The organism is Bifidobacterium adolescentis ATCC 15703 (assembly GCF_000010425.1).
Taxonomy (GTDB): domain Bacteria; phylum Actinomycetota; class Actinomycetes; order Actinomycetales; family Bifidobacteriaceae; genus Bifidobacterium; species Bifidobacterium adolescentis.
The window spans coordinates 654,145-667,873 of the sequence record NC_008618.1 but is presented as its reverse complement, the minus strand read 5'-3'; the positions used below and the strand labels follow the sequence as shown (position 1 = coordinate 667,873).

9 protein-coding genes and 1 tRNA gene are annotated in these 13,729 nt (G+C 61.1%); 5 read left to right on the top strand and 5 right to left on the bottom strand.

Annotation, left to right across the window (positions count from 1 at the left end; all coding sequences use genetic code 11):
- Nucleotides 1-107: 107 nt before the first annotated feature.
- From fusA to BAD_RS02820, 4 genes are all read right to left on the bottom strand, one after another.
- The gene (gene fusA, locus BAD_RS02835) at nt 108-2,237 is read right to left on the bottom strand and encodes an elongation factor G (RefSeq protein ID WP_003808605.1); all 2,130 of its coding nucleotides are present in this window, start codon (nt 2,235-2,237) and stop codon (nt 108-110) included.
- A gap of 30 nt (nt 2,238-2,267) precedes the next feature.
- Entirely contained in the window at nt 2,268-2,738 is a 471-nt protein-coding gene (rpsG, locus tag BAD_RS02830; protein WP_003808603.1) for a 30S ribosomal protein S7, read from the bottom strand.
- Between the two features lie 5 nt (nt 2,739-2,743).
- Nucleotides 2,744-3,115 (bottom strand): 30S ribosomal protein S12, encoded by a 372-nt coding sequence (gene rpsL / locus BAD_RS02825; protein ID WP_003808601.1) that lies wholly within the window; start codon nt 3,113-3,115, stop codon nt 2,744-2,746.
- Between the two features lie 736 nt (nt 3,116-3,851).
- The gene (locus BAD_RS02820; RefSeq protein WP_011742976.1) at nt 3,852-4,913 is read right to left on the bottom strand and encodes a bile acid:sodium symporter family protein; all 1,062 of its coding nucleotides are present in this window, start codon (nt 4,911-4,913) and stop codon (nt 3,852-3,854) included.
- A gap of 264 nt (nt 4,914-5,177) precedes the next feature.
- Here BAD_RS02820 and BAD_RS02815 point away from each other — a divergent pair.
- Nucleotides 5,178-5,250, top strand: a tRNA-His gene (locus BAD_RS02815).
- A 108-nt stretch (nt 5,251-5,358) separates the two neighbouring features.
- On the top strand, nt 5,359-6,384 hold the full coding sequence (locus BAD_RS02810; protein ID WP_011742975.1) for a threonine aldolase family protein: 1,026 nt from the start codon (nt 5,359-5,361) through the stop codon (nt 6,382-6,384).
- A 91-nt stretch (nt 6,385-6,475) separates the two neighbouring features.
- On the opposite strand, the gene BAD_RS02805 is transcribed toward BAD_RS02810, so the two are convergent.
- Nucleotides 6,476-7,651: a glycosyltransferase gene (locus BAD_RS02805; RefSeq protein WP_041777271.1), complete on the bottom strand. Its 1,176-nt coding sequence runs from the start codon at nt 7,649-7,651 to the stop codon at nt 6,476-6,478.
- A gap of 26 nt (nt 7,652-7,677) precedes the next feature.
- On the opposite strand from BAD_RS02805, the gene purT reads away from it, so the two are divergent.
- The 3 genes from purT to BAD_RS02790 all read left to right on the top strand — a co-directional run bounded on the left by purT (nt 7,678) and on the right by BAD_RS02790 (nt 13,672).
- On the top strand, nt 7,678-8,931 hold the full coding sequence (gene purT, locus BAD_RS02800) for a formate-dependent phosphoribosylglycinamide formyltransferase (RefSeq protein ID WP_011742973.1): 1,254 nt from the start codon (nt 7,678-7,680) through the stop codon (nt 8,929-8,931).
- Nucleotides 8,932-9,066: 135 nt separating this feature from the next.
- Nucleotides 9,067-9,819, top strand: a complete 753-nt coding sequence (gene purC, locus BAD_RS02795) for a phosphoribosylaminoimidazolesuccinocarboxamide synthase (protein WP_011742972.1) — start codon at nt 9,067-9,069, stop codon at nt 9,817-9,819.
- 118 nt (nt 9,820-9,937) lie between these two features.
- Nucleotides 9,938-13,672, top strand: coding sequence for a phosphoribosylformylglycinamidine synthase (locus BAD_RS02790; protein ID WP_011742971.1), 3,735 nt, complete (start codon nt 9,938-9,940; stop codon nt 13,670-13,672).
- Nucleotides 13,673-13,729: the final 57 nt, after the last annotated feature.

Below are 13,729 nucleotides of genomic sequence, written 5' to 3'. Positions count from 1 at the left end.
TTTTACTGGGTTTGACGGGTTTGTGCCACTTTGGAGCCCGAACCCAGTCAGCGCTACAAAATACTAGCGCTGACTGGAGACAGTTTCCACTTCAGTGGCAGCGCGTGTCACTCGCCGCGCTGGGCCTTGATGATCTCCTCGGAGACGTTCTTCGGAACCTCAGCGTAGGAGTCCATCTGCATGGTGAACATTGCGCGGCCCTGGGTCTTGGAGCGAAGATCGCCGATGTAGCCGAACATCTCGGACAGCGGGACCTTGGCATCGATGACCTTGACACCGGTGGAGTCGGTCATGGACTGGATGGAACCACGACGTGCGTTGATGTCGCCCATCACATCGCCCATGTACTCTTCCGGAGTACGCACTTCCACGGCCATGATCGGCTCGAGGATGACCGGCTTGGCCTTCGGGGCAGCTTCCTTGAAGCACATGGAACCTGCGATCTTGAAGGCCATTTCGGAGGAATCGACGTCGTGGACCTGGCCGTCGGTGACGGTAGCCTTGACGCCAACCACCGGGAAGCCGGCGAGGATGCCGGATTCCATGGCTTCCTGCACGCCAGCATCGATGGAAGGAATGAATTCCTTGGTGATGTGGCCGCCGGTGACTTCGTTGACGAACTCGTAGGTCTCGCCGTTCTCGGTGTCGAGCGGCTCGAAGTTCATCAGGACCTTTGCGAACTGGCCGGAACCACCGGTCTGCTTCTTGTGCGTGTATTCCTGGTTCATGACGGCCTTGCGGATCGTCTCGCGGTATGCAACCTGCGGGTTACCGACGTTGCACTCCACCTTGAATTCACGACGCATACGGTCGACGATGATGTCGAGCTGCAGCTCGCCCATGCCGGAGATCAGGGTCTGGCCGGACTCTTCGTCGGTCTTCACCTGGAAGGTCGGATCCTCGTCGGACAGCTTCGCCAGAGCGATGCTCATCTTCTCCTGGTCGGCCTTGGTCTTCGGCTCCACGGCCACCTCGATCACAGGATCCGGGAAGGTCATGGATTCGAGGGAAATCGGGGACTTCTCGTCGCACAGGGTATCACCGGTGGTGACGTTCTTCAGACCCACGAAGGTGTAGATGTTGCCGGCTTCGGCGGCATCCACCGGGTTCTCCTTGTCGGCGTGCATCTGGAAGATCTTGCCGACGCGTTCCTTCTTCTCCTTGGTGGAGTCGAGGACGGTGTCGCCCGGCTTGACGGAACCGGAGTACACGCGCACGAACACGAGCTTGCCGTAGAACGGGTGGGTGGAGATCTTGAAGACCAGTGCGGAGAACGGATCATCGGTGGTCGGCTTGCGGTCGATCTCGATGGACTCGTCCTGCGGGTCGAAGCCGACGATGGACGGAACGTCCTCCGGGCTCGGCAGGTAGTCGACGACGGCGTCCAGCATCGGCTGCACACCCTTGTCCTTGAAGGCGGAGCCGCAGAGCACCGGGTAGGCCTCACGGTTGATGGTGAGCTTGCGGATGCCGGCGCGGATCTCGTCCTCGGTCAGTTCGCCGGACTCGAGGTACTTCTCGAGCAGCTCCTCGTCGGACTCGGCGACCTGGTCGAGCAGCTCGGAACGATACTGCTCAGCCTTGTCCTGCAGGTCGGCCGGGATGTCGGTGGTGTCGTAGTGGGCACCCAGATCGCCGGAAACGTCGTTCCAGACGTAGGCCTTCATGCGGATCAGGTCGACGACGCCGGCGAAGTCGTTCTCAGCGCCGATCGGCAGCTGGACGACCAGCGGGGTCGCGCCCAGCTTGGTCTTGATGGTGTCGACGGAGTAGTAGAAGTCAGCGCCGAGCTTATCCATCTTGTTGATGAAGCAGATACGCGGAACGCCGTACTTGTCAGCCTGACGCCACACGGTCTCGGACTGCGGCTCCACGCCTTCCTTGCCATCGAACACGGCGACAGCACCATCGAGCACACGCAGGGAGCGCTCCACCTCGGCCGTGAAGTCCACGTGGCCAGGGGTATCGATGATGTTGATCTGGAACTTCTGCTTCTCGTCATGGGTCTGACGGTTCCAGAAGCAGGTGGTAGCAGCGGACTGAATGGTGATGCCGCGCTCCTGCTCCTGAGCCATGAAGTCCATCGTCGAGGCGCCATCGTGGGTCTCGCCGATCTTGTAGTTCTTACCGGTGTAGAACAGAATACGCTCGGTGGTAGTGGTCTTACCGGCATCGATGTGAGCCATGATGCCGATGTTACGGATCTGGTTGAGATCATTGAGCACGTCTAGTGCCATGATTGTTCCTTAACTCTCGTTCTCGACTAATTACCAGCGGTAATGAGCGAAGGCCTTGTTGGCCTCTGCCATCTTATGAGTATCCTCGCGGCGCTTGACAGAAGCACCGAGGCCGTTGGAGGCATCGAGGATTTCGTTGGCCAGACGCTCAGCCATGGTCTTCTCGCGACGGGCGCGGGAGAAGTCGGTGAGCCAGCGCAGGGACAGCGTGTTGGCGCGGCCCGGCTTCACTTCGACCGGGACCTGGTAGGTAGCGCCACCGACACGGCGGGAGCGAACCTCGAGGGACGGACGGATGTTGTCCAGAGCGCGCTTGAGAACGGCGACCGGCTCCTGGTCGGTCTTCTCCTTGACCATGTCGAGAGCGCTGTAGACGATGTCCTCGGCGATCGACTTCTTGCCGTCAAGCAGAATCTTGTTGATGAGCTGTGCCACAACGGTGGAACCGTAGATCGGATCCGGCAGCAGCTGATGCTTCTTGGAAGGTCCTTTACGTGACATATCTCTTACTTCGCCTTCTTTGCTCCGTACAGGGAACGACCCTGCTTGCGATCCTTCACACCCTGGGTATCGAGGGCGCCACGAACGATGTGGTAACGAACACCCGGCAGATCCTTGACACGGCCGCCGCGAACGAGCACGATGGAGTGCTCCTGCAGGTTGTGGCCTTCGCCCGGGATGTATGCGGTGACTTCCACACCGGAGCTCAGGCGCACACGGGCGACCTTACGCAGTGCCGAGTTCGGCTTCTTCGGGGTGGTGGTGTAAACACGGGTGCACACGCCACGACGCAGCGGGCTTCCCTTCAGTGCCAAAGTCTTGGACTTCTTCGGCTTTGCCTGACGTCCCTTACGGACGAGCTGTTCAATAGTAGGCAACTTGAATTCTCCGATTCAGTGGTTTCTCTTGGTTTCGCGTGACCGCCGCACTGCACCCACACTCCACGACACTGAAGTCGTAAAGATAGCCACAGTCCACCGGCCCGATGGCCCGTCCCTCTCTCACCGCCGCATTGCTGCGCGTGATGCAATCGAGTTCCGGGATATCCCAACCCGCACGCCTGTTACATAAGGCATGCCGTTGGCACACACGAATTACCAGTATACAGGTCTGCCGGACAATGCTGGATAATCGTGTCGCGACAGCAACGGCCGTTATACGAAGAGTGGCTCCGACGCCATCCTGGCATCGGAGCCACTCTCCCACGCGCCACCTTGCGCGCATCGCTTCAAACCTCTGAGTCTTTTCATAACCCCATGCGGCCCGGCGTCCTCGCCGTACTGCCTATGCCGCCATCTCGAATCGCTATATTCGGTTGTTCTTCAGTTATATCTTGAAGGCGTTGCGCATGGGCCTCACGGCCATCGGCGCTTCATTGCGACCTGACGAATTCTCGACCGATCCGCAACTCCGGCCTTCACCTTTAGTATACCGCAAACGAACATATGACACGGGGCAAAACACCCCTAAATCCCAATATTTTCAATACTTAACCGAACTTCAGCGCAAAGCAACACAATCTAACATCGCCATGGAAAAACAGGTCAAAACAGAACAGCCTCTGAACCGTTCTGTACGGTTCAGAGGCTGCCTGGCCGATGCCACGAATCACATTCAGGCGTTGACCGTTTCCTCGGACTCATCCTTGACGGCGTCCCCGGCTTCCGAAGCCTTGGCCGCGGAACCCTTCTCGCCATTGTCGGAATCCGGGTGGATCTGATGCTTGTCATCGTGCTCGCGCCACCAGCTGGACAGCACCGAACCGGAGATGTTGTGCCATACGCTGAAGAAGGTGGACGGCACGGCGGCAAGCGGGTTGGACGCGAAGGAGCTCAAGGCCAACGTGGCGCCCAAAGCGGAATCCTGCATTCCGACCTCGAAGGTGATGGCCTTCTGCTGCGCGTAGCGGAAGCCCTTCGGATACACCTTGTACATGAGCTTGGAGAAACCGAAGCCCAGCGCGTAACCGCACAGGTTGTGCAGGATGACCACCGGGATGGCAAGCAGCGAGGATGCCACGAACAGCTTCGGACCATTGGCTGCGACCACGACGCCGATGATGAGCAGGATGGCGACCTGGGACACGATCGGCAGCGCCACCGTGACCTTCTCGATCTTCTCCTTGAAGATGGCGTGGCAGATCACACCGAGCGCGATCGGGAACAGCACCACCTTGACCGCGTTGAGGAACAGGGACTCGACCGGCACGGTCACATACTGGGAGGCGAGCCACTGCATCAGCAGAGGAATCATGAACGGCGCGCACAGCGTGGACAGGATGCCGATGGACACGTCGAGCGCCACGTCGCCACGGCTCAGATAGCTCATCACGTTGGATGAGGTGCCGGACGGGCAGCAGCCGACCAGAATCACACCCACGGCAAGCGGGCCGTCGAGACGGAAGATCCAGCACAGCAGCACGGCCACCAACGGCATGATCACGAAGTGGGCCACCGTGCCGACGACGACCATCAGCGGCTGGGTGAGGATACGTTTGAAATCGTCGAGCGTCAGCGTCAGGCCCATGCCGAACAGCACGATGCCCAGGAAGTATCCGGTGTAGGACTTGCCCCACAGGCTGGTTTGCGGCACGAAGTAGTTGAACACGGCCCATACGATCACGATCACGGTGAACCATTTGGTGAGCCAATCACCAAACGCCTTGATCTTCTGCATTATCGTTTCCTCTTTTCTCAATCACGTTTCCATGGAAGTCATTTCCGAGGAAAACAAAACGGGACCGGCTTTCTGCCGACCCCGTCGTGACATCTTCCGTTGGAATTGCCTACAAATTAGGCACCCATCCATCAAGTGCGTAACATTCCGTTCACATAATGCACATCACATGGCAGCCGAAAGCGCAACACGCCGACGCGCGCGCATCCAAAAAATCGTGTATAGTATCCATTCGTTGCGCTTCCGCATGGAAGTGAGAACATGGTGGCTATAGCTCAGTTGGTAGAGCATCTGATTGTGGTTCAGAAGGTCGCGCGTTCGAGCCGCGTTAGCCACCCCGGTGAAACCTCGGAAGAAATTCCGAGGTTTTTTGCTATCCGCGGAGGCCGAACGCGCGGAACCAGACTTTCCCGATCGCAAGCAACCCACAACAAAAGGAACGACCATGCTGTCTTTCGAAAACGACTACTCCTGCGCCGCGACGCCGGAAATCATCGCCCGTCTCGCCGAAACCGCGCCCAACCAGTATCCCGGCTACGGCACCGACGACGTCTGCGAAAGCGCCAAAGCCAAAATCCGCGAGGCCTGCGCATGCCCGGACGCCGAAATCTTCTTCCTCGTCGGCGGCACTCAGACCAACCAGGTCGTCATCGACGCCATCACCCCGCCGTATGCGGGCGTGGTGGCGGCCACCACCGGACATGTGAACGTGCATGAGGCGGGCGCTATCGAATTCACCGGCCACAAGGTGCTCACGCTCCCCCACCATGACGGCAAAATCAACGCGGATGAACTCGACGAATACTGCGCCACGTTCTACGCGGACGGCAACTACACGCATATGGTGTTCCCCGGCTGCGTGTACATTTCGCAGGCCACCGAATACGGCACGCTGTACACGCTGGCCGAACTCGAGGCGATCCGCAAGGTCTGCACGAAGTACGACATGCCGTTGTTCATCGACGGCGCGCGTCTCGGCTACGCGCTGACCGCCACCGGCAACGACGTGACGATCGAGGACATCGCGCGTCTCGCCGACGTGTTCTATATCGGCGGCACCAAGGTGGGCGCGATGTTCGGCGAGGCCGTGGTGTTCACGCACGGCAACATGCCAAAGCATTTCGTGACGATCGTCAAGCAGCATGGCGCGCTACTGGCCAAGGGATGGCTGCTGGGACTGCAGTTCGACACGTTGTTCACCGACGGCCTGTACCTGCGCATCGCCCGCCACGCCAACGATGCCGCGGACCGTATCCGCAAGGTGCTGGTGGAACGTGGCTACACGCTGACTTTCGATGCGCCGACCAACCAGATCTTCGTCACGCTCGACAACGAGACCTCCGAACGTCTGCAACGCGACGTCCGTCTCGGCTTCACGGAAAAGGCGGACGACGCGCATACCGTGATGCGCATCTGCACCAGCTGGGCCACGACCGACGAGCAGGTGGACGAGCTGGTCGCACTGCTGTAAAAGACAGTCCGCAAAACAAGGAAAGCCGGGAAATCGCTCCCGGCTTTCCGCTTATGTATAACGATTGTATTGCGATTGCGGCAGGCGCCATTCAGCGACGGTTATCGGCGATCGCCTCACGTTCCATCGCGACGAACTTACGTACGGACGATTCCACCGAATAATTGGTTTTCGTATGTTCGGCGTAGGTGCCGCCCCACTTGGCGAGCTGCGCCGGATGGTCGATCCACCAGTCGATACGACGGGCCAGCGCGTCCACATCGTCCACGGGGAACAACGATTCGTCCAGCAGCGCGAACTGGCCGGCCGCGCTCAGCGACGACGAGGCGATCACCGGCACCAGACCGGCGGCCATGCCTTCGATGACACTCACCGATTCGAGATCGGCGATCGACGGATGCACCAGCAGATCGCCGGAACGCAGCAACGCCGGCATGTCGGCATTCCGGTGGAATCCGATCGAAGCCGGACGAGACAACAGCCGTCCGGCCATACGCTGCAACCTCTTCTTAAGCGGCCCGGTGCCGGCGATCACCAATTCGATGTCCTGCGCGTGACGGCAGCGGGCGATCGCCCGGATCAACGCGACATGGTTCTTCTCATTGGTCAGTCGTCCCGACGCGACGATACGGAACGGCACCGGCGACGGCTCGTCCGCCTTGCGCTGCCGCTTCGGCGTGAACCGCGATTCGTAGCCGTTGGAGATGACATGCAGCTTCGACTTGTATCCATGCGAGCGCAGCAGGCTCGCACCCAATTCGGTCGGCACATGCACATGGTCGATCTTGCGGTACAGCCATATGTCGAACAGCCAGTAGATGAACGAGTCGATGCCGGGCACATATTTCAAAGGCCCCGCGGAATACGTGACGTTCTCCGGCTGCACGTGGTAGCCGGCCGTAACGGCGATGCCCATCTGTTTGGCGACCTTGCAGGCATGCTGGCCGAAACGGAACGGCGTGTAGATATGCACCACGTCCACACCATCGAACGCCTTGCGAAACAGCGTGTCGCTCGGCTCGGCGAACTGCATCTGCTGCTTCTTCGCCACCCAGCTGACCAACGGCACATGATTGACGCGCGCGGGATATTCGGGCGCGCCGATGCCCACCAAACGGACATGATGCCCCTGGCGCTCCAGCTCCTGCGCCCACTGCAACGCCGAATTCGAGGTGCCATTGCCCCGATTCCCCGACGTGTCGACCACCATGGCAATGGTCAGGGGGCGCTGCGTTTCATTCTTTTCATTCTCGGACATGCGTTCCATCCTACGCCGATGGCACAATAGAAGTCATGACTGAAGAGAATCGTGCCCTCGGCACTCCGCTTGGCAAGCATCCGACCCGTGTTCTGTTCCTTGGCTCCGGCGAGCTGGGCAAGGAAGTCACCATCGAACTGATGAGACTCGGCGCATGGGTGTGCGCGGCCGATTCCTACGCCGGCGCGCCGGCACAACAGGTGGCGCACGAATACCGCGTGCTCGACATGGCCAACGCGGACCAGCTGCGCGCGCTGTTCGACGAAATCCAGCCGGACATCATCGTGCCGGAAGTCGAGGCGATCGCCACCTCCGAACTCGCGGCCGCCGCAGCACGTGGCGCGCAGGTGGTGCCAAGCGCCGAAATCGCGGCGATCTGCATGGATCGCGAGCGCCTGCGCGTGCTCGCACACGAGGAACTGGGACTGCCGACCACCCCGTACCGTTTCGCCGGCTCTCTGGAAGAACTACGTGAGGGCGCGCAAATCGTCGGCTATCCATGCGTGGTCAAGCCGATCATGAGCTCCTCCGGCCACGGACAGTCCGTGGTACGTTCCGCGGATGCGATCGACGCCGCATGGACGGAAGCGCAGGAAGGCCGCCGCGCACACGACGAAGGCGACGTGTCACGCGTGATCGTGGAGGCGCTCGCCCCGCTCGACTACGAGCTGACCGTACTGACCGTCAGCTCCAGCGCCGGCATCGTGACCTGCGCTCCGATCGGACAGCGTCAGGAAAGCGGCGACTACCGCGAATCCTGGCAGCCGGCCACCTTCACGCCGGACGTGCTCGAACAGGCGCAGCACATCGCACGAACCGCCGTGGAAGGTCTGGTGGCGAAGGCCCAGGCTTCCGGCGAAAAAGGCTGGGGCGTGTTCGGCGTCGAACTGTTCGTGCTGACCGACGGAAACGTGCTGTTCAACGAGGTCTCCCCTCGTCCGCACGATACCGGCATGGTCACCATGGCTTCCCAGCGGTTGAGCGAATTCGCATTGCACGCGCGCGCGATCCTCGGCCTGCCGATCACACAGGAACATGTCGCCCTGTCGATTCCGGAAGGCACCGTCGCGGCAAGCCATGCGATCGTCGTCCAAGGCGATGGCGAAGCGGAATTCCGCAACGTCGCCGCCGCGCTCGCCGAACCGGGTACCGACCTGCGTGTCTTCGCGAAGCCGGAAGTGCATGGGCACCGACGCATGGCGGTCGCGCTGGCCGTCGGCGGCGACGAGGCGGACGCGCGCGCCAAAGCCGGGAACGTGGCCGAATCGCTCGACATCGCAATCGTTTGACGGCTATCGCCGGATGCTGAGACGAGGCTGCCGGAACGCGCCCAAAAGTCGCGCGATTGTAGCCTCCCGTTGGTATCTTGTTAACTGTCAAGTTCACCAAACTATCTACCTCCCAAACACCAGGAAAGGCGAGTAATGGAGAAGTTGGAAAAGCTCTACGAGGGCAAGGCCAAGCAACTGTACGCAACTGACGATCCGGAGGTCCTCTGGGTCGAATACAAGAACTCCGCTACCGCAGGTGACGGCGAAAAGAAGGAAGACTTCGCCGGCAAGGGCAGGCTGAACAACCTCATCACCACGCTGATCTTCGATCTGCTCAAGAAGCGCGGCATCGACAGCCACCTGGTGGCACGCGTGGGCGAGACCTCCCAGCTGGTCAAGAAGGTCACGATGTTCCCGCTCGAGATCGTGCTGCGTAACACCGCGGCCGGCCACTTCTGCTCCCGCCTGGGCGTCGAAGAGGGCATCGAGCTCAAGGAACCGGTGCTGGAGTACTTCCTGAAGAACGACGAACTGCACGACCCGTTCGTGAACGACGACGATCTGGTGGCGCTCGATGTGTGCACCCGCGAGGATCTGGCCGAAATCGCGCCGCTCGCCCGTCGCATCAACGAAGCCCTGATCGAAATCTTCGCCAAGATCGACGTCAAGCTGGTCGATTTCAAGATCGAGATGGGCCGCACCTCCGACGGCACGCTGCTGCTCGCCGACGAGATCACCCCGGATTCCTGCCGCCTGTGGGATCAGCGCGACCACTCCGGCAAGGTGGAGCATCTTGATAAGGACCTGTTCCGCCGCGACCTGGGCGACATCATCCCGGCATACGAGGAGATCGAAAGCCGCTTGGCCGAGCTCGCCAAGTCCGAGGGCATCGAAGTCGCAGAGTAATGCGTTTGCAAGCCCGCATCTGAAGCGAAAGCCGGATGCGGGCTTCCTTGTTATATCGCAATCCTTCATTCTTTTGTCAATCCAAATCCAATAACCCCTCTTTTTCAAGGAGTTGACCATGGTTTTTCGCGTGTACGTGGAAAAGAAGCCGGGCTTTGACGTCGCGGCCCAGCAGCTCGCCAACGAGTTGCACACCATTCTCGGCATCGGAGCTTTGAAGAACGTCCGTCTCGTCAACCGGTACGACGTGGAAGGCATCAGCGAGGAGCTGTTCGCCCAGGCCACGCCGACCGTGTTCAGCGAGCCGCAGGTGGACAACGTCTACGCCGACCTGCCTGATTTCGGTTCCGACACCGTGTTCGCGGTGGAGTATCTGCCCGGCCAGTTCGACCAGCGCGCGGATTCCGCCAGCGAGTGCATCCAGCTGATCTCCCAAGGCGAGCGTCCGACGGTTCGTTCCGCCAAGGTGTATGCGCTGGAAGGCGAGCTTTCCGAAGCCGACGTCGAGGCCATCAAGCATTACGTGATCAATCCGGTGGAAGCCCGTGAAGCCTCTCTGGATGTCAAGACCACGCTGAAGGCCCAGGTGCCGGTGCCAGGCAAGGTGGAGGTCATCAACGGCTTCCGTTCTATGAGCGACGCCGAGCTTGAGCAGTTCATCGAAGACCGTGGTCTCGCCATGGATCTGGCCGACCTGCAGTTCTGCCGCGAGCATTTCACCGAGGAGCAGCGCGACCCGACGATCACCGAGATCAAGGTGATCGACACGTATTGGTCCGACCATTGCCGTCACACCACGTTCGGCACGCAGCTCGACGAGGTTTCGATCGACGATGCCACCGTCAAGGCCGCGTTCGACAAGTATCTTGAGATGCGTCACGAGCTGGGCCGCGACGCCAAGCCGGTATGCCTGATGGATATGGGCACGATCGGCGCGAAGTGGCTCAAGAAGAACGGCATTCTGAAGAACCTCGACGAATCCGAGGAAATCAACGCCTGCACCGTCAAGGTGAAGGTGGATGTGAACGGCCACGACGAGGATTGGCTGTTCCTGTTCAAGAACGAGACGCACAACCACCCGACCGAGATCGAACCGTTCGGTGGCGCGGCCACCTGCATCGGTGGCTGCATCCGCGACCCCCTGTCGGGCCGTTCCTACGTGTATCAGGCGATGCGTGTGACCGGTGCCGCCGATCCGACCGTGCCGGTTTCCGAAACGCTTGAGGGCAAGCTCCCCCAGCGTAAGCTCGTCACCACCGCCGCGGCTGGCTACTCCTCCTACGGCAACCAGATCGGTCTGGCCACCGGCCAGGTGGATGAGATCTACCATCCGGGCTATGTGGCCAAGCGCATGGAGGTCGGCGCGGTCGTGGCCGCGACTCCGGCCGATCATGTGCGCCGCGAGACCCCGGCTCCGGGAGACAAGGTCATCCTGCTCGGCGGCCGTACCGGTCGTGACGGCATCGGTGGCGCCACCGGCGCTTCCAAGGCGCATAACGTCGAATCGCTGGAGCTTGACGGTGCCGAAGTGCAGAAAGGCAACGCGCCGGTCGAGCGCAAGCTGCAGCGTCTGTTCCGCCGTGGTGACGCGTGCCGTCTGATCAAGCGTTGCAACGATTTCGGCGCGGGCGGCGTGTCCGTGGCGGTCGGCGAGCTTGCCGACGGCCTGTATGTGGACCTCAACAAGGTGTCCAAGAAGTACGAGGGTCTTGACGGCACCGAACTGGCGATCTCCGAATCGCAGGAACGCATGGCCGTGGACGTGGCCGCCGAAGATGTGGACGAGTTCCTGGGCTACGCCAAGGAGGAGAACCTCGAGGCCGAGGTCATCGCGACCGTGACCGAAGAGCCGCGCATGACGATGGTGTGGAACGGCGACACGATCGTGGATCTGTCCCGCGAGTTCCTCGCCTCCAATGGCGCTCCGAAGCATCAGGTGGTGCATGTCGAGGCGCAGCACGGCTACGCCACCCCGTGGAAGACCGGCACGCTCGCCGAACGCATGCACACCATGCTCACCGATCTGAACGTGGCCTCCAACAAGGGACTTTCCGAACGCTTCGACTCCACCATCGGCGCAGGCACCGTGCTCATGCCGTTCGGCGGGCGTAAGCAGCTGACCCCGAACATGGCCATGGTGGCCAAGCTGCCGGTGTTTGGCGAGACCACCACCGCCTCCGCGATGGCTTGGGGCTTCAACCCGTACATCATGGAGCAGAACCAGTTCACGGGCGCCTACCTGTCCGTGGTCGAGTCGCTCTCGAAGCTGGTCGCTGCCGGTTTTGAGCATGAGAAGGCATACCTGAGCTTCCAGGAGTACTTCGAGAAGCTGCGCGACGAGCCGGAACGCTGGGGCAAGCCGATGGCCGCCGTGCTGGGTGCTTTGATGGCCCAGGTGGATCTGGGCGCTGGCGCAATCGGCGGCAAGGATTCCATGTCCGGCACCTTCGAACAGCTTGACGTTCCGCCGACCCTGATCTCCTTCGCTGTAGCCGTGGGCAATATGAAGCGCGCCACATCCCCGGAGTTCAAGGGTGCCGGTCACCGTGTGGTCCGCATCGCCCCGCGCTATAACGCCGATGGTCTCACGCCGGATAAGGACGCGCTGCTGGAGGTGTTCTCCGCGGTCGAGGAGCTCACCGATTTCGGCGATGCGCTGGCCGTGTCCACGCCTGGCTACGGTGCCACCGCCGAGGCTATCTTCAAGATGACGGTCGGCAACCAGATCGGCGTGAAGCTGGCCGATGGCATCAGCGTGGACGACCTGTTCGCCCCGGCCTATGGTTCCTTCATCATCGAACTTGCCGACAACGCGAAGGTTCCGGCCGTATCCAACCTGGTTGAGGTCAGTGAGGTCGGCGAGACCACCGAGGCCTACCAGTTCGCGGCAGCCGGTGAGACGCTGGATCTGGCCGAACTGCAGGACGCGTGGGAGGGCGGCATCGAATCCGTGTTCCCGTACCGTTCCAATGGCGACGAGAAGGGCAAGACCGTTGAAACCGTGTCCTTCGACGCTCCGAAGAAGACCGTGTACACCGGCACCGGTGTGGCCAAGCCGCACGTGATCATCCCTGTGTTCCCAGGCAACAATTGTGAATACGATTCCGCAGCCGCCTTCGAACGCGCGGGCGCCGACGTGAGCACGCTTATCGTGAACAACCTCACTCCGGCTGCCGTGGCCGAGTCCACCGCCGCTTTGGTCGAGGAGATCAAGAAGAGCCAGATCATCATGATTCCTGGCGGCTTCTCCGGCGGCGACGAACCGGACGGCTCCGCCAAGTTCATCACCGCGTTCTTCCGCGCTCCGGCCGTGACCGAGGCCGTGCGCGACCTGCTGAACAACCGTGATGGCCTGATGCTCGGCATCTGCAACGGTTTCCAGGCGCTTATCAAGCTTGGCCTGGTGCCGTACGGCGACATCGTGCCGATGACCGCCGAATGCCCGACGCTGACGTTCAACACCATCGGCCGCCACCAGAGCCGTCTGGTGCGCACCCGCGTGGCATCGAACCTCTCCCCGTGGCTTGCGAAGACCGAGGTGGGCGACATGCACACCATCGCCATCTCCCATGGCGAAGGCCGTTTCGTGGCTTCCGACGACGTGCTCGCCCAGCTCAAGGCCAATGGCCAGATCGCCACGCAGTACGTGGACGAGAACGGTGTGCCGGGCATGGATCTGGACGTGAACCCGAACGGTTCGCTGCTGGCCATCGAAGGCATCACCAGCCCGGACGGCCGCGTGTTCGGCAAGATGGGCCACTCCGAGCGCTACAGCAACGGCACGTTCGTGAACGTGCCCGGCGAGAAGGATCAGCCGCTGTTCGCAGCCGGCGTGGAGTACTTCACCGCCTGAGCATCAAGACTCTTTTCACGCTCACATAATCAAGGGTGGGTTCGAAATCTCATGATT

What these genes read in the sequence shown, in the direction of transcription:
- fusA (WP_003808605.1), bottom strand. Translation starts at nt 2,237, where the DNA reads ATGGCACTAGACGTGCTCAATGATCTCAACCAGATCCGTAACATCGGC.
- rpsG (WP_003808603.1), bottom strand. Translation starts at nt 2,738, where the DNA reads ATGTCACGTAAAGGACCTTCCAAGAAGCATCAGCTGCTGCCGGATCCG.
- BAD_RS02820 (WP_011742976.1), bottom strand. Translation starts at nt 4,913, where the DNA reads ATGCAGAAGATCAAGGCGTTTGGTGATTGGCTCACCAAATGGTTCACC.
- BAD_RS02810 (WP_011742975.1), top strand. Translation starts at nt 5,359, where the DNA reads ATGCTGTCTTTCGAAAACGACTACTCCTGCGCCGCGACGCCGGAAATC.
- BAD_RS02805 (WP_041777271.1), bottom strand. Translation starts at nt 7,651, where the DNA reads ATGGAACGCATGTCCGAGAATGAAAAGAATGAAACGCAGCGCCCCCTG.
- purT (WP_011742973.1), top strand. Translation starts at nt 7,678, where the DNA reads ATGACTGAAGAGAATCGTGCCCTCGGCACTCCGCTTGGCAAGCATCCG.
- purC (WP_011742972.1), top strand. Translation starts at nt 9,067, where the DNA reads ATGGAGAAGTTGGAAAAGCTCTACGAGGGCAAGGCCAAGCAACTGTAC.
- BAD_RS02790 (WP_011742971.1), top strand. Translation starts at nt 9,938, where the DNA reads ATGGTTTTTCGCGTGTACGTGGAAAAGAAGCCGGGCTTTGACGTCGCG.